General features: G+C 73.3%; 17 protein-coding genes. 11 read left to right on the top strand and 6 right to left on the bottom strand.

What is annotated here, in order from left to right; all coding sequences use genetic code 11:
* Window positions 1-14: 14 nt before the first annotated feature.
* Both D7223_RS02655 and typA read right to left on the bottom strand, forming a co-directional pair.
* On the bottom strand, window positions 15-878 hold the full coding sequence (locus D7223_RS02655) for a serine hydrolase (protein WP_120724377.1): 864 nt from the start codon (window positions 876-878) through the stop codon (window positions 15-17).
* 109 nt (window positions 879-987) lie between these two features.
* The gene (typA, locus tag D7223_RS02650) at window positions 988-2,856 is read right to left on the bottom strand and encodes a translational GTPase TypA (RefSeq protein WP_120724375.1); all 1,869 of its coding nucleotides are present in this window, start codon (window positions 2,854-2,856) and stop codon (window positions 988-990) included.
* Between the two features lie 135 nt (window positions 2,857-2,991).
* On the opposite strand from typA, the gene D7223_RS02645 reads away from it, so the two are divergent.
* Both D7223_RS02645 and D7223_RS02640 read left to right on the top strand, forming a co-directional pair.
* Window positions 2,992-4,395, top strand: a complete 1,404-nt coding sequence (locus D7223_RS02645) for a DedA family protein (RefSeq protein WP_120724373.1) — start codon at window positions 2,992-2,994, stop codon at window positions 4,393-4,395.
* A 79-nt stretch (window positions 4,396-4,474) separates the two neighbouring features.
* Window positions 4,475-5,350: a lytic transglycosylase domain-containing protein gene (locus D7223_RS02640; protein ID WP_120724371.1), complete on the top strand. Its 876-nt coding sequence runs from the start codon at window positions 4,475-4,477 to the stop codon at window positions 5,348-5,350.
* 61 nt (window positions 5,351-5,411) lie between these two features.
* Here the strand turns inward: D7223_RS02640 and D7223_RS02635 are convergent, their stop codons facing one another.
* Window positions 5,412-7,544 carry an MMPL family transporter gene (locus D7223_RS02635; protein ID WP_120724369.1) on the bottom strand — a complete coding sequence of 711 codons (2,133 nt, stop codon included), beginning with the start codon at window positions 7,542-7,544 and terminating at the stop codon, window positions 5,412-5,414.
* 136 nt (window positions 7,545-7,680) lie between these two features.
* Here D7223_RS02635 and D7223_RS02630 point away from each other — a divergent pair, with 136 nt between their 5' ends.
* The 5 genes from D7223_RS02630 to D7223_RS02610 all read left to right on the top strand — a co-directional run bounded on the left by D7223_RS02630 (window position 7,681) and on the right by D7223_RS02610 (window position 12,899).
* A complete protein-coding gene (locus D7223_RS02630) occupies window positions 7,681-8,196 on the top strand; it encodes a MarR family winged helix-turn-helix transcriptional regulator (RefSeq protein ID WP_120724367.1) in 516 nt (171 codons plus the stop codon).
* A gap of 5 nt (window positions 8,197-8,201) precedes the next feature.
* Window positions 8,202-9,860, top strand: a complete 1,659-nt coding sequence (locus tag D7223_RS02625; protein WP_120724365.1) for a CocE/NonD family hydrolase — start codon at window positions 8,202-8,204, stop codon at window positions 9,858-9,860.
* Window positions 9,861-10,014: 154 nt separating this feature from the next.
* Entirely contained in the window at window positions 10,015-10,923 is a 909-nt protein-coding gene (locus tag D7223_RS02620) for a hypothetical protein (RefSeq protein ID WP_120724363.1), read from the top strand.
* Between the two features lie 69 nt (window positions 10,924-10,992).
* Window positions 10,993-11,568, top strand: a complete 576-nt coding sequence (locus D7223_RS02615; protein WP_120724361.1) for an ArsR/SmtB family transcription factor — start codon at window positions 10,993-10,995, stop codon at window positions 11,566-11,568.
* Entirely contained in the window at window positions 11,565-12,899 is a 1,335-nt protein-coding gene (locus D7223_RS02610; RefSeq protein ID WP_238161505.1) for an MFS transporter, read from the top strand. Before D7223_RS02615 ends, D7223_RS02610 begins: the two co-directional genes overlap by 4 nt.
* 57 nt (window positions 12,900-12,956) lie before the next feature.
* On the opposite strand, the gene D7223_RS02605 is transcribed toward D7223_RS02610, so the two are convergent.
* A complete protein-coding gene (locus D7223_RS02605) occupies window positions 12,957-13,160 on the bottom strand; it encodes a cold-shock protein (RefSeq protein ID WP_120724359.1) in 204 nt (67 codons plus the stop codon).
* Window positions 13,161-13,334: 174 nt separating this feature from the next.
* Here D7223_RS02605 and D7223_RS02600 point away from each other — a divergent pair, with 174 nt between their 5' ends.
* Entirely contained in the window at window positions 13,335-14,051 is a 717-nt protein-coding gene (locus tag D7223_RS02600; protein ID WP_420330287.1) for a class I SAM-dependent methyltransferase, read from the top strand.
* A gap of 71 nt (window positions 14,052-14,122) precedes the next feature.
* The gene (locus D7223_RS02595; protein ID WP_120724354.1) at window positions 14,123-14,737 is read left to right on the top strand and encodes a DedA family protein; all 615 of its coding nucleotides are present in this window, start codon (window positions 14,123-14,125) and stop codon (window positions 14,735-14,737) included.
* A gap of 98 nt (window positions 14,738-14,835) precedes the next feature.
* On the opposite strand, the gene D7223_RS02590 is transcribed toward D7223_RS02595, so the two are convergent.
* Both D7223_RS02590 and D7223_RS02585 read right to left on the bottom strand, forming a co-directional pair.
* Entirely contained in the window at window positions 14,836-15,489 is a 654-nt protein-coding gene (locus D7223_RS02590) for an MBL fold metallo-hydrolase (protein ID WP_120724352.1), read from the bottom strand.
* Between the two features lie 7 nt (window positions 15,490-15,496).
* Entirely contained in the window at window positions 15,497-16,213 is a 717-nt protein-coding gene (locus tag D7223_RS02585; RefSeq protein ID WP_120724350.1) for a maleylpyruvate isomerase family mycothiol-dependent enzyme, read from the bottom strand.
* 199 nt (window positions 16,214-16,412) lie between these two features.
* Between D7223_RS02585 and rsgA the strand changes: the two genes are divergently transcribed.
* Both rsgA and uvrA read left to right on the top strand, forming a co-directional pair.
* Entirely contained in the window at window positions 16,413-17,492 is a 1,080-nt protein-coding gene (gene rsgA / locus D7223_RS02580) for a ribosome small subunit-dependent GTPase A (RefSeq protein WP_120724348.1), read from the top strand.
* Between the two features lie 184 nt (window positions 17,493-17,676).
* Complete coding sequence (gene uvrA / locus D7223_RS02575) at window positions 17,677-20,619, top strand: excinuclease ABC subunit UvrA (protein ID WP_120724346.1); 2,943 nt, start codon at window positions 17,677-17,679, stop codon at window positions 20,617-20,619.
* The last annotated feature ends 232 nt before the right edge of the window (window positions 20,620-20,851 follow it).

The raw sequence follows: 20,851 nt of genomic DNA, 5'->3' as shown, positions 1-20,851 counted from the left end.
GGACCACCCCCGGCTCAACGAAGGTCGTGCCGGGCGTTCCAGACGGCGGCGGAGAGATCGGCGATGAGCCGGCAGGCGTCGTCGACGACGTCGTCGCCGTCCGGACCCCCGTCGGCCAGGTCGGTGGTGGTGCAGGCGACGACGACGTACGGCGGCGCGTCGTCGGGGTAGACCACGCCGGCGCCGTGCCGGACGCCGCGTACCCAGCCATTCTTGTGCGCGATGCGGGTGCCCTCGGGCAGCCCGGCGGCGAGGTCCTCGCGGTGTTCCTGGGCGAGCAGCACGTCCCGCATCGCGGCGCAGCCCACCGGTGCGGCCAGCGGGCCGGGCCGGGTCACGCCAAGGGCGATCCCGCCGAGCAGCGCGGCCAGGTCGGCGGCGGTGACCAGGTTGGTGACGCCGGCCTCGCGGGCGGCGAAGTCCTCGATGCCCCGGCCGGTGACGCTGTGCCGGGCACCGGCCAGCGCCCACACCTCGGCGACGGCCGGCAGCCCGACGTGGCCGATGAGGATGTTGGTGGCGAGGTTGCTGGAGCGCACGATCATCCGGTCGGCCAGCCAGCGCGGCGTCGCGGTGCCGCCGACCCGCTCCCAGACCGCGTCGTCGTTGTCGTAGTGCCGGGCGCAGGAGAAGCGGGGCGCTCCGGGCGACGCGGAGGCGAAGTCGTTGTCCACCGCCACCGGGGCGTCCAGGTCGAGCCGGCCCGCCTCCGCGGCCCGGTGCAGCGCGGTGAGCACCGCCACCTTCATGGTGCTCGCCGCGTAGTGCGGGGCGTCCGGGTGCCGGGTCCAGGTGGGTTCGGCGCCGAGTCGCCCCACGTACGCCGACACGGTCCCCGGCACCCGGTCGAGCCGGGCGTCCAGCTCCTCGAAGATCATGCGCCACAGTGTAAGGAAGGGCCCCCTGTTAACGCCTCCGGTAGAGGAAGGGCCCCTTTTTAACGCCGAGGCGTTAAAAAGGGGCCCTTCCTTTCAGGCGTGCTGCGGGTCAGCCGGCGTGCTTGCGGCGGGCGGCCATCCGGCCCCGCTGGGTCTGGTCCAGGACCACCTTGCGGATCCGGACCGCGTTCGGGGTGACCTCGACGCACTCGTCCTCGCGGCAGAACTCCAGGGCCTGCTCCAGCGACAGCTTGCGCGGCGGGATCAGCTTCTCGGTCTCGTCGGAGGTCGAGGCCCGCATGTTGGTGAGCTTCTTCTCCTTGGTGATGTTGACGTCCATGTCGTCGGAGCGCGAGTTCTCACCGACGATCATGCCCTCGTAGACCTCGGTGGTCGGCTCGACGAAGAGTTGACCCCGCTCCTGGAGGTTGATCATCGCGAAGGAGGTGACCGCGCCGGAGCGGTCGGCCACCAGCGAGCCGTTGTTGCGGGTCCGCAGCTCGCCGAACCACGGCTCGTACGACTCGAAGACGTGGTGCAGGATGCCGGTGCCCCGGGTGTCGGTGAGGAACTCGGTGCGGAAGCCGATCAGGCCGCGGGCCGGAACCAGCCACTCCATCCGGATCCAGCCGGTGCCGTGGTTGACCAACTGCTCCATCCGGCCCTTGCGGGTGGCCAGCAACTGGGTGATCGCGCCGAGGTACTCCTCGGGGGCGTCGATGGTCAGCCGCTCCACCGGCTCGCAGATCTTGCCGTCGATCTCCTTGGTGACCACCTGCGGCTTGCCGACGGTCAGCTCGTACTGCTCGCGGCGCATCTGCTCGACCAGGATCGCCAGCGCCAGCTCGCCACGGCCCTGCACCTCCCAGGCGTCCGGCCGCTCGGTGGGCAGCACCCGCAGCGAGACGTTGCCGATCAGCTCCTTGTCGAGGCGGTCCTTGACCATCCGGGCGGTGACCTTGGCACCCTTGACCCGGCCGACCAGCGGCGAGGTGTTGGTGCCGATGGTCATCGAGATGGCCGGCTCGTCGACGGTGATCAGCGGCAGCGGAACCGGGTTCTCCGGGTCGGCCAGGGTCTCACCGATCATGATGTCGGCGATGCCGGCGACCGCGATGATGTCGCCGGGGCCGGCCGAGTCGGCGGGCTTGCGCTCCAGGCCCTCGGTGATCAGCAGCTCGGAGATGCGGACCCGCTGGGTGCTGCCGTCGGTGCGGCACCAGGCCACCGTCTCGCCCTTGCGGATGGTGCCCTGGCGGACCCGACACAGCGCCAGCCGGCCGAGGAACGGCGAGGCGTCGAGGTTGGTGACGTGCGCCTGCAGCGGCGCGCCCTCCTCGAAGGCGGGCGGCGGGATGGTGTCCAGCAGGGTGCGGAACAGCGGCTCCAGGGAGGTGCTGTCGCTGGGCACCGAGCCGTCGGCGGGCTGGGTCAGCGAGGCGATGCCGTCGCGGGCGCAGGCGTAGACGATGGGGAAGTCGATCTGCTCCTCGTCGGCGTCCAGGTCGAGGAAGAGTTCGTAGGTGTCGTCCACGACCTCCTTGATCCGGGCGTCGGGGCGGTCCACCTTGTTGATCACCAGGATGATCGGCATCCGGGCCTTGAGAGCCTTGCGGAGCACGAAGCGGGTCTGCGGCAGCGGGCCCTCGCTGGCGTCGACCAGGAGCACCACCCCGTCGACCATGGTCAGGCCGCGCTCCACCTCGCCGCCGAAGTCGGCGTGCCCCGGGGTGTCGATGATGTTGATGGTTACCGGGTCGGAGCCGTCCGCCGGCAGGTAGCGCACGCCGGTGTTCTTGGCCAGGATGGTGATGCCCTTCTCCCGTTCCAGGTCCCCGGAGTCCATCACCCGCTCGGTCGTCTCGCCCCGGGCGCCGTAGGCTCCGGCCTGCCGCAACATGGCGTCGACCAGGGTGGTCTTGCCGTGGTCGACGTGAGCGATGATGGCGACGTTGCGGAGGTCGGTGCGAAGCTGCATGGGCTCCATCTTCCTGCCTGCGCGGATCAGGGGCAGCGTCGGGGTCACCCCGGGCCGTTCCCGGATCTCTGCCGAAACTCCTGTCACTCGCGGTACACCTGCTGGCAGGCTGACCCGTGTGAGTCGGGGGTCGACGTGCACGAGCTGGTGAACTCGCTGCAGCAGCTGCCATCCCTGCTGGTCCTCGTGGTGGCGGCGTTGATCGTCGCCGGTGAGACGGCGGTGATCTTCGGCCTGCTGGTGCCCGGCGAGGCCACCCTCCTGCTGATCGGCTTCCTCACCTACACCGGCGCCCTCCGGCTCGGTCCGGCCCTGCTGGTGATGATTCTCGCAGCGGTGACCGGGGACGCGCTGGCGTTCCGGGCCGGTCGCCGGTACGGGCCCCGGTTGCGGGCCAGCCGGCTGGGCGTGCGGGTCGGTGCGGAGCGCTGGAGCCGGGCCGACGCGATGCTGGGCCGGCTGGGCGGCCGGGGGGTGTGCACCGCCCGCTGGGTGGCGTTCGCCCGCACCCTGGTGCCCCGACTGGCCGGCGCGTCGGGCATGCCGTACCGGCGGTTCCTGCCCTGGAACCTGGCCGGCGTGGTCACCTGGGTGGGTGCCTCGGTGCTCGCCGGCAACCTGGCCGGCGAGTCGTACGAGACGTTCTCCCGGCTGCTGGGCCGGGCCAGCGGGGCGGTGCTGCTGCTGCTCGGCGCGGTGGTGACGGTGCTGCTGGTGGGCCGGTGGTTGGGCCGCAATCCCGACCCCGCGCGGGCCCTGCTGTCCCGGGCCGGCGCACTGCCGCCGGTGCGCTGGCTGACCGGCCGGTACGGGGTGCTGTTCTTCCTTCTCGCCATGCACATCGGGCCCGCGTGGACGCTGCTGATCAACCTCGGTGCCGGCCTGCTGCTGCTGTTCGGCGCGGGGTTGGCGGTGACGTGGCTGCTGCAGGTGGTGGTGCGACACAGCGGCCTGGCCGCGGTGGACGGGGCGATCGCCGACTGGTTCGCGTCCCGGCGTACGCCGGGGGCGGTCGACGTCACCCTCGCGGTGGTCTCCGGCCTGCGCGGGTCGTTCCTGATCGCGGTGGTGGCGGTGGTGGCCGCGGTGCTCGCCTGGCGGCACCGGCCGTGGCGCGCGGACCTGCTCAGCGTGGTCGGCACCGTCGGCGCGTTCGTGCCGCTGGTGGTGCTCGCGGTGGCGGCGGACCTGGCCGGGCCGGGGGAGGTGGGCGGGTCTGCCCCGGCCGGCGGTCCGGTGCTGTTCCCGACCCAGAACGCGGTGGCCACCGCGAGTCTGTGCACGCTCGCGTGGCTGCTCTCCCGGGGAGCGCCCTGGCCGCTGGCGGTGACCGCGTGGACGCTCGCCGCGGCCGGGGTGGTCGGTATCGGCGGTGCCCGCCTCTACCTGGGGTTGAGCACGGCCAGCGGCACCGCCACCGCGGTCCTGCTCGGGGTGGCCTGGACGGCGGTGTTCGTGGTCGCCTGGATGACCCGTGACCGCGCCGTGGACCCGGAACCCGAGCCGGCGGCGCCCGTTCGGGTGGACGCCGAGGCGTGAGGAGGGGACGGTGCGGGAGCATCGATTCCTGTTACGGTGCGGCGGTCCATCGGGGACGGCTGCGCGCACGGGGGTACGGATGAGGCGGTACAGGTCCGCGGTGGTCGCCGCGGTGCTGGTGGTGGTCGGGGTGGCCGGCTGTGCCCGGGAGGGCACGCGGGCGCAGGAGCCGGCGGCAGCGGTGGCGCCGGCCGAGGCCACCGGGGAGGCCACCGGGGACGTCGCGGCCGTACCGACGTCGGCGCCGCCGCCGACGGCGCCCGGCCGGGAGTCGATGGGCGCGGCGCCGGCGCGCAGCGCGTCGGCGAAGCCCAGCCCGAAGCCGACGGTGAAGCCGACCCGGGCCACCGCGCCCCGGGCGGTGGCGAAGCCGCCCACCGAGACGAAGGTCCCGCCGCCTCCGCCGAAGCCCTCGTCGACCGCGTGCAAGCCCCGCTACGTGGGCACCCAGGCGACCCGGGCGCAGGCCGGCGCGGCGCTCGCCGACGCGGCGGCGCGGGTCTACTGGCCGACGTCCGCGCCGGACATCCGGATCCCGCCGGCGCTGGTCAAGGCGACCGCCTGGCAGGAGAGCGGCTGGCAGTCCAACATCGTCGCCTGCGACGGTGGCATCGGGCTGATGCAGGTGATGCCGGCCACCGCCGAGTGGATGAACCAGCGCTTCGAGCAGAGCTACGACATCGACGACTACCGGGACAACGCCTACCTGGGCGCCAACTACCTGGCCTGGTTGACGAAGTACATCGGTGACATGTATTTCGAGCAGGACTACCGGCTGGAGGCCGGCCTGTGCACGGCCGAGCTGGACTCGTGCCTGCTCAACGCGGTGATCGCCGCCTACAACTACGGGCACGGGGCGGTGGCGCGGGAGGGCCGGCCGTTGACCGTGCCCAACCCGCAGTACGTGCGCAACGTCCGCGCCCTGATGACCGAGTGCGTCTGCCTGGACTACTGACCCGTACTCGCGACGGGGGCCGCGGCGATCTCGCCGCGGCCCCCGTCGGTGTCCCGGCTGGTCAGTCGCGTTCCGCCACCGGCTCCTGGCCGGCCGGCAGGTCGGCGGCGGCGGCCTCCTCCCGGCGGATGCGGCCGGGCCACCAGAACCGGTCGCCGAGCACGAACGCCAGCGCCGGCACCAGGACCGTCCGCACCAGCAGGGTGTCCAGCAGGACACCGACGCAGACGATGACGCCGATCTGGGTGAGCAGGATCAGCGGCAGCACGCCGAGCACCGCGAACACCGCGGCGAGCAGGATGCCCGCGCTGGTGATGACCCCGCCGGTGACCCTCAGCGCGGACAGCATGCCCTCGCGGGTGCCGGTGCGGCGGGCGTCCTCGCGGGCCCGGGTGACCAGGAAGATGTTGTAGTCCACGCCGAGCGCCACCAGGAACACGAACGCCAGCAGGATCACCCCGCTGTCCAGTGCCGGGAAGCCCAGCACCACGTCGAACAGCAGCCACGCCGCGCCGAGGCTGGCGAAGAACGACGCGATCACGGTGAGCACCAGCAGCAGCGGGGCGAGCAGGCCGCGGAGCAGCGCCACCAGGACGCCGCCGACGAGCAGCAGGATGATCGGCAGGATCAGCCGCAGGTCCCGGCCGTTCGCCGCGTTCGTGTCGACGGTGGCGGCGACCGAACCGCCGACCACGGCCCCGTCGAAGCCGTCGACGCCGGACACCGCGGGCGGCGCCGATCCTCCGACGGCCTCGACCGCGTCGCGCAACGCCTCGATCGCGCGGTCGGCGGCGGCCGTGCCGGGTTCGGCCTCCAGCACCACGTCGACCTGCGCGACCGCCGGTCCGGCGGCGCCGGGCCGGGCCGAGGCCACGCCGGGGGTGTTCGCGGCGGCGTCGGTGACCGCCGCGGCGGCGGACGGGACGGTGAGCACCGCGACCGGCTGGGTCGTCCCGGCGGGGAACGCCCCGGCAAGGGTCTCCGCGCCGGCGACCGCCTCCGGCTTCACCCGGAACTGCTCGGTCTCGGACAGGCCGGTGCGGATGCCGAGCCCGCCGAGGGCGAGGCCGACCAGCAGCAGGGTCGCCAGGGCGGCGACCGGTACCGGCCGGCGGGCGACGGCGCTGCCGAGCCGGCCCCACACCTTGCCCTCGCGGACGGCGCCGCCGACGCGCGGCACGAACGGCCAGAACAGGCCGCGGCCGAGGATGACCAGCACGGCGGGCAGGACCAGCAGCGCGGAGAGCATCGCGAACACCACGCCGGTCGCGCAGGCGACGGCGAGGGCGCGGTTGGTCTCCTGCTCCGACAGCAACAGCGTGAGTACGCCGAGCACGACGGTCGAGCCGCTGGCCAGGATCGGCTCGGCGGTGCGGCGCAGGGCGGCGCGCATCGCGGCGAAGCGGTCGGACTCGCGGTGCAGTTCCTCCCGGTAGCGAGCGATGAGCAGCAGCGCGTAGTTGGTGGCGGCGCCGAAGACCAGGACGCTGGCGATGCCGGTGACCGCCCCGGGTTGGAGGTGGATGCCGACGGCCGGGACGATCGTGTCGATGGCGCGCAGGGTCAGCTGCTCGGTGGCGGCGACGACGACCAGTGGCACGATCCACAGGAACGGGCTGCGGTAGGTGACGAGCAGCAGCACCGCGACCACACCGGCGGTCACCGCGAGCAGGGTCACGTCGGCGCCCTCGAAGACCTTGGTGAGGTCGGCGGTGAACGCCGGCCCGCCGGTGACCTCCGTGGTCAGGCCCTGCGGGGTGTCGTCGAGGGCGGCGCGGAGCTGGTCGACGGTGGCGGCCACCTCCTCCTGGCCGCCGGCGGTGTCCAGGGGTACGGCGACCAGGGCGACGGTGCCGTCCGGGGAGACCTGGGGCGGCGAGACCTGCCCGCCGGCCGCGAGTCGGCCCAGGTCGCCGGACTGCGCGGCGAGCGCTTCCCGGTCGGCCGGGGTGAGCGGTGCGCCGTCGGTTCGGCTGACCACCACGATCGCCGGCTGCACGTCGCTCGCGGGCAGCTGGTCCTGGAGGCGCTCCACCTGGGTGGACTGCCACTGCGCGGAGAGCCCGGTGGAGGAGACCGGCGCGGGGTTGTCCGGCTTGGGCAACCAGAAGACGACGATGCCGACGACGATCGCGGCGACGACGGTGAGCCACGCGGCCAGGCGGCCACGGGCGACACGGGTGAACAGAGACATCGGTGTCCTCAGGGTCGACGGTCGGGCACTCATCACGATAAGCAAGTATCTTGATAAGCGAGATTATCGTTAGCGGGGTTATGCTGCAACCGCAGGGCGCGGCGGGAGGAAGCGACGGGACGTGACAGGCCACGGCATGTACCGCAGGCGCGACACGCGCCGGGAGCAGTTGGTCGCGGAGATCACCGCGCAGCTGCGGCGCTACTCGGTCGACGCCCAGCACATCGGCCACGCCTTCGCCGGTCTGCACGGCCTCAACCCCACCGACCTGCACGCGCTGATCGCGGTCATGGACGCCGAGCTCTACGGGGAACCGATGACCCCCGGCCGCCTCGGCGCGCAGCTCAACCTCTCCTCCGGTTCGGTGACCGCCCTGATCGACCGGCTGGAACGCGGTGGCCACATCCGGCGGGACCGGGACACCGCCGACCGGCGCAAGGTCTTCCTGCACTACGCCGAGCGCGGGGCGGCTCTGGCGATGGACTTCTTCCGGCCGCTCGGCCGCCGGACCGACGACGTGATGAGCCGGTTCGACGACGACGAGTTGGAGACGGTGCACCGTTTCATGGCGGCGATGGGTGACTCGATGCGGGAACACCGGGACGCGGTGCGGGCCGCCCGCCCCGAACCGCCCCGACGGACGGCGGGCTGACCGCCGTGCTCGACCGGCTGGCCGCCCGGCTCGCCACCGCCGCCCTGGGCCTGCCGCCGGCGGTGACCGGGCGGGTAACTCTCACCCGGGACATTCCGCTGCGGGTCCGCGACGGGGTGACGCTGCGCGCCGACCACCACGCACCGGCCCTGCCCGGCGCGCCGGCGGTGCTGATCCGCACGCCGTACGGGCGGGGCGGGCCGATGCGGCTGCTGGGTCGCCTGTTCGCCGAGCGGGGTCACCACGTGGTGATCCAGTCCTGCCGGGGCACCGGTGGCTCGGGCGGGACCTTCGACCCGCTGGTGCACGAGCGCGACGACGGGCTGGACACGCTGGACTGGCTGCGCCGCCAGCCCTGGTGGTCCGGCGCGTTCGCCATGTTCGGCGCCAGCTACCAGGGCTTCGTGCAGTGGGCGCTGGCCGCCGACGCGGCCGACGAACTGCGCGCGATGGTCGCCGTGGTGACCGCCTCCGGGACCCGGGACTCCACGTACGCGGGGGAGTCCTTCGCGCTGGACACCGTGCTCACCTGGGCCGAACTGCTCCAGGCGCAGACCGTGCCGTGGCTGGCCCGGCAGTGGGAACTCAAGCGGGGTCAGCCCCGGCTCGCCGCCGCCCTGGCCCACCTGCCGTTGGCCGAGGCGGACCGGGTCGCCACCGGGGTCACCGTCCCGTTCTTCCAGGAGTGGTTGCGGCACCACACGCCCGAGGCGGACTACTGGCGTACCCGGGTCTTCTCCGACCGCATCGCCGACGTCCGCGCGCCGGTGGCCCTGGTCGGTGGCTGGCACGACATCTTCCTGCCGGCCCAGTTGCGCGACTACGCGGCGCTGCGGGCGGCCGGTGCCCGGCCCCGGCTCACCGTCGGCCCGTGGACGCACGGCAGTCCGGGGCTCTTCGTCGCGGCGCTGCGGGAGGGCCTGGACCATCTCGACACGCATCTCGCCGGCACGCCGGCGCGCCGTGTCGCCCCGGTACGGGTGCACGTCGGCGGCGGCGGATGGCGGGACCTGCCGGACTGGCCGCCGCCGCACACGCCGACCCGCTGGCACCTGCGCGGCGGCGGCGAGCTGAGCACGGCCGGTGCGGTGGCGTCCCCACCCGACCGGTTCTGGTACGACCCGGCCGACCCCACCCCGTCGCTGGGTGGCCCGCTGCTGGTCGCCCAGCGGGCCGGCCCGGTGGACAACCGCGCGGTGGAGGCCCGGCCCGACGTGGTCGTCTGGACCGGTGCGCCGCTGCGCGAGGCGATCGAGGTGATCGGGCCGGCGCACGCGGAGATCCACGTCCGCAGCGAACTGTCCCACCTGGACGTCTTCGTGCGACTGTGCGACGTGGACCGGCGCGGCCGCTCGTGGAACGTGTGCGACGGCCTGGTCCGGGTCACCCCCGGACGGTTCCCGAGCGCCGACGGGGTGGTCCGGGTGCCGGTGGAGCTGTGGCCGGTCGCCCACCGGTTCCGGCGCGGGCACCGGTTGCGCGTGCAGGTGAGCGGTGGCGCCCATCCGCGGTACGCGCGCAACCCGGGAACGGGCGAACCTCTCGGTGCCGCTGTCACGCTGCGTGCGGGTTGGCGGGAGATCCTGCACGATCCAGATCGACCGTCCGTTGTGGTCCTGCCGGTCGTCAGCTCTGACACCCAGTTTCTTCCCAGCCAAGAATAGCGGCCCTGAGCTGGGCATTCTTCGATATTCGGGGCTATCGTGGTGCTAGGCCCGACACTTCGCACCAATCGGCCGGGCCGCACGTGAGGTTCCCACACCGCGTACGCGGTGTCACCGACGTGCCCGACCCCCATCATCGCAAGGGGGAACACCCATGACGCGGGCACCGGCAAACCTGATGGCCGTCCGCCGCCTACTCCTCGACCACCTCAACATCGACCCCGACACGGTACGGGACGACGACCTCGAACCGGCCGAGGTCGGCATCGTGGGGGACTCCGCCCACCGGGGCGGCTACCACTGCGGATCCGACCGGGTGGTGACCAACGACTACTCCGTCGTCGAGTCCACCCGGGACTCGTCCGGCCTGACCCTGGACGCCGCGGGTCTGGACGTCGGCCTCTTCGAGGTCCGCTCGGGTGGCCGGACGCACGACCTCTACAGCTTCTCCACCTGGTGCGTGGCGCAGTGTGTCGCCGACACCCCGGACAGCCGCGATCTTCGGGAGATCATCTACTCCCCGGACGGCCGGGTCGTCCGGCGGTGGGACCGGTTGCGCCGTCGCTCCAGCGGGGACGACTCCCACCTCTGGCACACCCACTTCAGCTTCTTCCGCGACTCGATCAAGGCGGGCCGGGACCAGACCCCGCTGTTCCGCCGTTACCTCACCACCATCGGCCTGATCACCCCACCGGCACCGGAGGACGACATGGAACAGACGGACAAGCTCATCAAGGACACCGGCTACCCGGACCGCACGGTCGGCGACGTGCTCGCGGACCTGCAGAACCTGCGGAACTGGCTGGTGACGCCGGTCGGCACGCCGGGTCTGGTCAGGCCGCCGGCGGCCACCTCGCCGCTGGGCCGGATGCTGGGCATGGCGCAGTCATTTCCCGCCCTGGCCACGCAGGTGACCGCCCTGTCCAGCAAGGACTTCACCGACGAGCAGGCGATCGTCTCGGGCATCCTCGCCACCCTCACCCCCGAGGCCGTCGCGGCGGCGATTCCGGCGGCGATGGCCGCGCAGGTCGCCGACGAACTGGCCGCCCGCCTGGTCGCCTGACCGCATCGGACAACAGCAGTTGCGCAATAGTCATTGCGCAACTGCTGTTGCGGATGGCAGGCTGGCGACATGGAGCCACCAGAGGTCCGCGCCGTCACCGACACCCGCGTGCTCGCCGCGCTGGCGCACCCGCTGCGCCGCCGGCTGATGGACACGCTCAAAGTGAACGGGCCGTGCCCGGTCGGCACGCTCGCCGAGCAGACCGGGCACGCGCCGGCCAACGTCAGCCACCACATGAAGGTGCTCGCCGCCGCCGACCTCGTCACCGAGGCGCCCGAACTCGCCCGTGACCGGCGGGAGCGCTGGTGGCGGCTGGTCAACCGGGGAGTGCGCTGGTCCAACGCGGACTTCGACCACGACCCGGCGGCCCGCGCGGTGGCCGACGCCGCCTCCTCGCTCAACCTGGACCGGCACGCGGCGCTCGCCCGAGCCTGGTGGGAGGCCGACGACGACGCGCACGCCAGATGGGCCGACGCGCCGTTCTCCACCGACCGCTGGCTCCACCTGACCCCGGAGGAACTGGCCGAGCTGAGCGGGCAGCTCAACGACCTGCTGGCCCGCTGGGCCGACCGCGCGATCTCCGACGACGGGCGCCGTCGGGAGCCGGTGTTCGTGTTCGCCCACGGCGTTCCGGCCCGCCCGTGAGCGGGCCCACCCGCGGACCCGCGGTCACCGTCAAGCCCGACGTGCCGGGGGCCGCCGCACGGGGCGGAGCGCCCAACGCGGCCACCGACTCCACCGGCGACGGGCTGTGGCGACACCGCGACTTCCGCCTGCTGTGGCTGGGAGACACCGCGAGCAACGTCGGCAGCAACGTGACCGCGGTGGCCCTGCCGCTGGTGGCGGTGACCGTCCTGGACGCGACCGTTCTCCAGGTCACGGTGCTCACCGCCGCGGCCTGGCTACCCTGGCTGCTGGTCGGGCTGCCGGCCGGGGCCTGGGTGGACCGGTTGCGCCGCCGACCGCTGATGATCCTGTGCGACCTGATCGCCGCGGCGCTCTTCCTCACCGTCCCGGTCGCCGCCGTGCTCGGCGTGCTCACCATCGGACACCTGCTGGCGGTGGCCCTCGCCGCCGGGCTCGCGCGGGTCTTCTTCGAGACCGCCGGCCAGGTCTACCTGCCGTCGCTGCTCCCACCCGAGCGGCTGGCGGCGGGCAACGCGGGCTTGACCGCCACCCGTACGGCGAGCTACGTGCTCGGTCCCGGCATCGCCGGCCTCGTCGCCCAGCTCGTCGGCGCGGTGTCCGCCCTGCTGCTCGACGTGGTGAGCTTCCTGGTCTCCGCCCTCTGCCTGCGCCGCATCCGCACCGTCGAGCGACCGCCGGCCGCCGCCGGGCGGCCGTCGCTGCGCCGGGAGATCGCCGAGGGGCTCGGGTTCGTCGCCCGCGACCCGTACCTGCGGGTGCTGACCGCGTCCGGCGCGGCCGCCAACATCGGGCTGACCGGCTACCAGGCGCTGCTGGTCGTCTTTCTCGTCCGCGAGGTGGGACTGGCACCGGGCGCGGTCGGGCTCGTGGTCGCGGCGGCGAGTCTCGGCGGCGTGGCCGGCGCGGTGCTGGCCACCCGCATCGGGCGGCGGTACGGCACGGCACGGGCGATGCTGATCGCGGCGGCCCTCACCGGGCCGCCGGCGCTGCTGGTGCCGCTCACCGACACCGGCGGCCAGTGGTTCTGGGCGCCGCTCGGCGGGTCGCTGGTCAGTTTCGGGGTCGCGGTGGGCAACGTCGTGAAGTCGACCTTCCGCCAGACCTACCCACCGCGCCGGCTGCTCGGCCGGATCACGGTGAGCATGCAGCTGCTCAACTACGGCACGATCCCGCTGGCCGCGCTGAGCGCGGGCGCGCTCGCGGGGCTCCTGGGCACCCGCCCGGCGATCCTGGTCATGACCGGGTGGCTCGCGGTGACACCCCTGATCCTGCTGATCGGACCGCTGCGGCGGCGGCGGGACCTGCCACTCGCGGCGACCGCGACCTGAGCGCGACCGGGATGCGCAGCGGCGGCGGCCGTCCCCGGCCGCCGCCACCGGCACGGGTCACGCAGCCCGTACGTTGTCCGCCTGCGGACCCTTCTGCCCCTGGGTCACCTCGAACTCGACCTTCTGGCCCTCGTTCAGCTCCCGGTAACCACTCATCGAGATGGCCGAGTAGTGGACGAAGACGTCCGGCCCTCCGCCGTCCTGCTCGATGAAGCCGAAGCCCTTTTCCGCGTTGAACCACTTGACCGTGCCGGTTGCCATGCTCTCTCCCTGTTCAATGCGGGTGACCCCCGGCCCCACGGCCGATGATCGCCCTGTACCTCCCCGACCCTAACCGCCCGAACCCCGATCTGCGGGGCGAAGTGCCGCAGGCGTTGCGGTGAACTCTCCGGTTCCGACGGCCGGAAAGCGGCATGGTGGCCCTTCCGCTGGGGCATGCTTGCCCCGGTGAGAGGTGCCGCGGCCGCCCTGGCCGACCTGGAGCGGGAGATCGGCGCGCCCGGCGCCGGTCTGGACCGGCTCTGCCTGGTGCCGACCCCGTTCGTCCCCGAGGTCCGGCTGTACCTGGCCGAGGACGCCATCCTGTGGTGGGCCCGGATGGAGGCACATGCCGGCCGGCGACTCCCACCGCCGTACTGGGCCTCGGTCTGGGCCGGCGGCCAGGCCCTCGCCCGGTACCTGCTGGACCACCCCGACCTGGTCGCCGGTCGTCGGGTGCTCGACCTGGCCGCCGGCTCCGGCCTGGTCGCGATCGCCGCCGCGCTGGCCGGCGCCGCGCAGGTGGTCGCCAACGACATCGACCCGTACGCGGTCGCGGCGGTCACCGTCAACGCCCAGGCCAACCACGTGTCGGTCGTCTCCCGGGGCGGCGACCTGCTCGACTCCGACCCCGTCGGGGTGGACCTGCTGGTGGCCGGTGACGTGCTCTACAGCCGTGGACTGGCCGCGCGGATGCTGCCCTTCCTGCACCGCGCCGCCGCCGCGGGGGCCGACGTGCTGCTCGGCGATCCGGGGCGGGGGCACCTGCCCCCCGGCGGCCTGGCGGTGGTCGCCGACTACCCGGTGCCCACCACCGAACCCGCCGTCGACACCCCGCTGCGTCGGGTGCAGGTGCTGCGCCCCGCGCCGGTGCTTCTCAGGGACCACCCCTAGTCCGTGGCCAGGGCACGGTGGGGGATCGGACCCGATGCGGGTGGGGCCCCGCCGGCCATAGCGTACGGAGCATGGTGGACGCGCTGTCGCAGGTCGGAGAGCTACCCCTCGTGCTGCTGATGGGGGTGCTCGGGGTGGTCATGCTCTTCGACGCCGTACCGCTGCTCGGGGTGCTGGTGCCCGGGGACGTGGCGATCCTGGCGGCGGTGGGGGTCGGCGGGGCGGCCACCGGCGCGGCCACGTTCGCCTCGGTGGTCGGGGGTTGTCTCGCCGGCTGGTCGCTGAGCTTCCTGGTCGGCCGGCGGTGGGGTGACCACCTTCGGCGCAGCCGGATCGGGGACTGGATCGGCGAGGCGCGGTGGACGGCGGCGGAGGGGATCCTGCGGCAGGGCGGGGGCCGGATGGTGCTGGTGGCGCCCTTCCTGCCGGTGTTCAACGCGCTGCTGCCGCTGGCGGCGGGCGGGCTGCGGATGTCGTACCGGCGGTTCCTGGTCTGCGCGACCGGGGGCGCGGCGGCCTGGGCCGGTCTCTACCTGGTGCTGGGCACCGCGTCGCGGTCGCTGGCCGGCCTGCTGCCCGGCGACCCCAGCCCGATGCTGGTCACCATGGCGGTCGGCCTGCTGCTCGCCGGCGCGGTGCTGATGGGGACGCGGCGCCGGCTCGGCATGATGACCGGCGCCGGCTGACCGGCCCGGGGGGACACGGGGACCGGGGGCACGGGGACCCCGGGGACGGGGGCCGGGGGACGGCGCCGGGCGGGTCACCGCCCGGCGCCGTCGGGGTTTCACCAGCCCCGGGCGCGCCACTGGGGCAGCGACGGGCGCTCCGTTCCGAGGGTGCCGTCCTTGCCGTGCCCCGGGTAGAACCAGGTCTCGTCCGGCAGGCGGTCGAAGAGCTTGTGCTCCACGTCGTCGATCAGCGCGGCGAAGCGCTCCGGGTCCTGGTCGGTGTTGCCCACGCCGCCGGGGAAGAGGCTGTCGCCGGTGAAGAGGTGCGGCGCGCCGTCCGGGTCGCGGTAGAGCAGGGCGATCGAGCCGGGCGTGTGCCCCTTGATGTGCACGACCTCCAGGGCGCAGTCGCCCACCGGCACGGTGTCGCCCTCGGCGACCGGCTGCGCCGCGATCGGCAGGCCGGCGGCGTCGTCGGGGTGCACCAGCGCCCGGGCGCCGGTCTTGGCGACGACCTCCTCCAGCGCGACCCAGTGGTCCATGTGCTGGTGGGTGGTGACCACCGTGCGCAGTCCGGCGTCGCCCACCAGGTCCAGCAGGCGGGGCGCCTCGTTGGCCGCGTCGATCAGCACCTGCTCGCCGGTGGCGTGGCAGCGCAGCAGGTAGGCGTTGTTGTCCATCGGACCCACCGAGATCTTCGTGATGGTGAGTCGTTCGAGCTCGCGCACGGCCGGCGCACCGCCGGGCGTGACGTCTCCGCTGTAGGTCATGGGCTGTCTATATCCATTCCGGTGGGTCGGGCAGCGGGCCGTCGGGGGTGACGGTCAGCACGGTGCCGGGGCCGCGACCGATCAGCCAGGCCGCGAGTTCCGGTGCGGGGCCGGCGATCGTGGGCGCCCGCTCCCGGTCGCCCACGACCAGCTCGTGGCGGCTGCCGTCGAACCGCAGCACCATCGGGGGCGTCTCCGGGCGTCCGGCGAGGCCGGTGGCGACCTCGTGCAGCAACCGGTGCCCGAACGCCTCCGACCAGTCCGCCGGCCGGTAGCCGGCAGCCAGGTCGACGTGGTGCACCTCCACCTCGCGCAGCCGGCCCCAGACCAGCATCGCGGCCGGCCACGGCCCGCGCCGGGCCTGCACGGTGGCGCTCCAGGCGTCGACCGGCATCGCGGCCACCGCCTCGTCGAACCGGTCGGCGGAACGCCGCAGGTCGTCCAGCTGCGCGGCCGGCGGACGCACCGCGCCGGCCGCGATGTCGGCGGTACGCTCCGCCGCGCCGGCGTACATCGGCACGGCCCGGCCGGTGCGGGCGGAGACGAGCAGGTTGACGAACCCGTCGGCGTTGCGGGCGACGTGGGCCAGCACGTGTCCCCGGGTCCAGCCGGGCAGCAGTGACGCGGCGGTGAGATCGGCCTCGTCGAAGGTCGCGGCGGTCCGCAGCAGGCGGGCCGTGGCGTCGGCCACCTCGCCGGTCAACAGCAGGGGGTCGGCGGTCACGGGTCGACCCTAGCCGCCCGCGGGCTCCGGCGTCGCCGGAGAATCGCCGCCGGTCCGGTGCCGTGGGGAAATCGCTTTTCGGTGTGCCGCCGCGCGTGGCACCGTTCGGCGGTAACGCGGCGCCGAGGTCGGAGGAGGTGGTGGACATGCCGGTGGCAGCACGCGTGGACCACCCGTCACCCGTACCGATGAGGATGCCATGACCATCGATCTGACCGCCCTCGGCTGGGACGCCGACCGGGCGGAGCGACACCTTCGGCGCAGCGACCACCGTCCGGGCCGGGTGGCCCGGGTGGACCGGGGCGTCTGCACGGTGCTCTGCGCGTCCGGCCCGGTCCGGGCCACCGTGGGCGGCGCGGTGCTGGCCGCCGCCGCCCGCGACGCGACCTGCCTGCCCTGCGCGGGCGACTGGGTGCTGGTCGGCACCTGGCCGGACGGGCGGGTGACCGTCGAGGCGGTGCTGCCCCGCCGCACCGCGTTGATCCGCCGTACCGCCGGCAAGGACGCCAGCGGCCAAGTGCTGGCCGCCAACCTGGACGCCGCCGCCGTGGTGGAACCGGTGCACCCGGAGCCGGACGTGGGCCGGATCGAGCGCCTGTTGTCCCTGGCCCACGAGTCCGGGGCCCGGCCGCTGGTCGTGCTGACCAAGTCCGACCTGGCGGCCGACCCGGACGCGATCGCCCGCCAGGTGGCCGCCGTCGCCCCCGGCGTACCGGTGCTGCCGGTCAGCGCCGAGCACGGCACCGGGCTCGACCCGCTGCGTGCCGAGGTGGCGCCGGGCCGCACGCTCGGCCTGCTCGGCCCGTCCGGCGCGGGCAAGTCGAGCCTGGTCAACGCCCTCGCCGGCGCGGTGGTGATGCCCACCCAGGCGATCCGCCGGTCCGACGGCAAGGGCCGGCACACCACCACGTTCCGCGCGCTGGTCGCGGTGCCCGGCGGGGGCGCGGTGCTGGACACCCCGGGCGTACGGGCGGTCGGCCTGCTGGACGGTTCGGCGGGCCTGGACCGGGCCTTCGCCGACATCGCCGACCTCGCCACCGGCTGCCGGTACGCCGACTGCGCGCACGACGGCGAGCCGGCCTGCGCGGTGGCCGACGCCCTGGAGTCCGGTGAGCTGGCGCACCGCCGCTGGGAGAGCTGGCGGCGGTTGCAGCGCGAGGTGGCCTACGAGAGCCGGCGCCGGGAGACCCGAACGGCCGCCGAGCGGCGGGGCGGATGGCGAGGTGGTCGGCGACGGACAGCCCGTCCGTCGTCGCCGCCGGGCCCCGGGGGATTCTGAGGAGTCGACCCCGGTCCGGGGGCCACCCCCACCGGGCCGAGCTGGGGGAATGTGCGGGCGAGGGAAAGTGTCGTACCTCGGGGCTAGAGTTGCCGAGGCGCATTCTCCGCGCCCGCACCACCGCTCAGACCAGCTCAGAGCGGACAGATCCTCCTCATCTTCTTCTTCCGGGAGTACACGGACAGTGGCCGACCGACTGATCATCCGTGGCGCGCGCGAGCACAACCTGCGTGACGTCAGTCTCGACCTGCCCCGGGACGCCCTGATCGTCTTCACCGGGCTCTCCGGGTCGGGCAAGTCGAGCCTGGCCTTCGACACGATCTTCGCCGAGGGCCAGCGGCGTTACGTCGAGTCCCTGTCGTCGTACGCCCGGCAGTTCCTCGGTCAGATGGACAAGCCCGACGTCGACTTCATCGAGGGCCTCAGCCCCGCGGTCTCCATCGACCAGAAGTCCACCTCGCGCAACCCGCGCTCGACGGTGGGCACGATCACCGAGGTCTACGACTACCTCCGGCTGCTCTTCGCCCGCATCGGCGAGCCGCACTGCCCGGTCTGCGGGGAGCGGATCTCCAAGCAGAGCCCGCAGCAGATCGTCGACCGGGTCCTGGCGATGGCCGAGGGCACGAAGTTCATGGTGCTGGCGCCGGTGGTCCGGGGCCGCAAGGGCGAATACGTCGACCTGTTCGCCGAACTCCAGGCCAAGGGCTACGCCCGGGCCCGGGTCGACGGCGTGGTGCACCCGCTCACCGAGCCGCCCAAGCTCAAGAAGCAGGAGAAGCACACCATCGAGGTGGTCATCGACCGGCTGACCGTCAAGGCCACCGCCAAGCAGCGGCTGACCGACTCGGTGGAGGCCGCGCTCGGGCTCTCCGGCGGCCTGGTCCTGCTCGACTTCGTCGACCTCGCCGAGGACGACCCGGAGCGGGAGCGGCGCTACTCCGAGCACCTGGCCTGCCCCAACGACCACCCGCTGGCGATCGAGGACCTGGAGCCCCGGGTCTTCTCCTTCAACGCGCCGTACGGCGCCTGCCCGGAGTGCACCGGCCTGGGCACCAAGAAGGAGGTCGACCCGGAGCTGCTCGTCCCCGACCCGGAGCGCACCCTGCGCGAGGGCGCGATCCAGCCCTGGGCCACCGGGCACAACCTGGAATACTTCCTGCGCCTGCTGGAGGCACTCGGTGCGAGCCAGCACTTCGACGTCGACACCCCGTGGCGGGCACTGCCGTCGCGGGCGCAGAAGACGATCCTGCACGGCTCCGACGACCAGGTGCACGTGCGCTACCGCAACAAGTACGGCCGCGAGCGCTCCTACTACACCGGCTTCGAGGGCGTGGTGCAGTGGATCGAGCGGCGGCACTCCGACACCGAGTCGGAGTGGTCGCGGGACAAGTACGAGGGCTACATGCGTGACGTGCCCTGTGCGGCCTGCGGCGGCGCCCGGCTCAAGCCCGAGGTGCTCGCGGTCACCCTGGCCGGCCGGAGCATCGCCGAGGTCTGCAACCTCTCCGTCGGCGAGGCCGCCGACCTGCTCGCCGGCATCGAGCTGACCGACCGGCAGAAGATGATCGCCGAGCGGGTCCTCAAGGAGATCAACGCCCGGCTGAGGTTCCTGCTCGACGTCGGCCTGGACTACCTCTCCCTAGACCGCCCGGCCGGCACCCTGTCCGGCGGCGAGGCGCAGCGCATCCGGCTGGCCACCCAGATCGGTTCCGGCCTCGTCGGTGTGCTCTACGTGCTCGACGAGCCGTCCATCGGCCTGCACCAGCGCGACAACCACCGGCTGATCGAGACCCTGATCCGCCTGCGCGGGCTGGGCAACACGCTGATCGTCGTCGAGCACGACGAGGACACCATCCGGGTCGCCGACTGGATCGTCGACATCGGTCCCGGCGCCGGCGAGCACGGCGGTCGGATCGTGCACAGCGGGTCGGTGCCGGCGCTGTTGAAGAACAAGGAGTCGGTGACCGGGGCCTACCTGGCCGGGCGGAAGGTCATCCCCACGCCGACCCGGCGCCGACCGCGGACTCCCGACCGTGAGCTGGTGGTGCACGGCGCGCGGGAGCACAACCTGCGCAACCTCACCGTCGGCTTCCCGCTCGGGCAGCTCATCGCGGTCACCGGGGTCAGCGGCTCGGGCAAGTCGACCCTGGTCAACGACATCCTGCACGCGGTGCTCGCCAACCAGATCAACGGCGCCCGGCTGGTGCCCGGCCGGCACACCCGGGTCTCCGGCCTGGAACACGTGGACAAGGTCGTCGGTGTCGACCAGTCGCCGATCGGTCGTACGCCCCGGTCCAACCCGGCCACCTACACCGGCGTCTGGGACCACGTCCGCAAGCTCTTCGCCGAGACCACCGAGGCCAAGGTGCGGGGCTACGGTCCGGGCCGGTTCTCGTTCAACGTCAAGGGCGGACGGTGCGAGGCGTGCTCGGGTGACGGCACGATCAAGATCGAGATGAACTTCCTGCCGGACGTCTACGTCCCCTGCGAGGTCTGCAAGGGCGCCCGTTACAACCGGGAGACCCTGGAGGTTCACTACAAGGGCAAGACCGTCTCGGACGTGCTGGAGATGCCGATCGAGGACGCCGCCGAGTTCTTCTCGGCGATCCCGGCCATCCACCGGCACCTGAAGACCCTGGTCGACGTCGGTCTCGGCTACGTGCGGCTCGGCCAGCCGGCACCCACCCTGTCCGGCGGCGAGGCGCAGCGGGTCAAGCTCGCCTCCGAGTTGCAGAAGCGCTCCACCGGCCGGACCGTCTACGTGCTCGACGAGCCGACCACCGGCCTGCACTTCGAGGACATCCGCAAGCTGCTGATGGTGCTCGAGGGCCTGGTGGACAAGGGCAACACGGTCATCACCATCGAGCACAACCTCGATGTGATCAAGACGGCGGACTGGCTCATCGACATGGGTCCCGAGGGCGGTCACCGTGGCGGGACGGTGCTCGCCACCGGCACCCCCGAGGAGGTCGCCGAGGTCGCCGAGAGCCACACCGGCCAGTTCCTGCGCCAGGCGCTCAAGCTCGACGGCGAGCCGAAGGGCGCCGCCGCGGCCACCTCCCGCGCCGCCAAGGCCAACGGCACGAAGTCGCGTACGGCCCGGAAGATGCCGGTCGGCGCCCGCTGACCCCGCCGACCGGCCGGGTGCCCGGGCCGGAGCGCGCGAGCGTCGAGGGCCGGTCTCGTCCCCGCTGGGGTGCGCGAGCGTCGACGGCCGGTCCCGTCCCCACCGGGGCCGGCCGGTGACCCGGTCGGTCGCCGGAGCCGGTGGTTGGTCGCCGATCGGATGAACCGTCGGGCACAGTGGTCCGTGTACCCGAGTGTGGCCGCGGATCATGACCGACGGCGGCAGCCGAGAG

It is taken from the genome of Micromonospora endolithica, from assembly GCF_003626595.1.
GTDB lineage: Bacteria > Actinomycetota > Actinomycetes > Mycobacteriales > Micromonosporaceae > Micromonospora > Micromonospora endolithica.
This window is presented reverse-complemented; position numbering and strand designations above follow the sequence as displayed.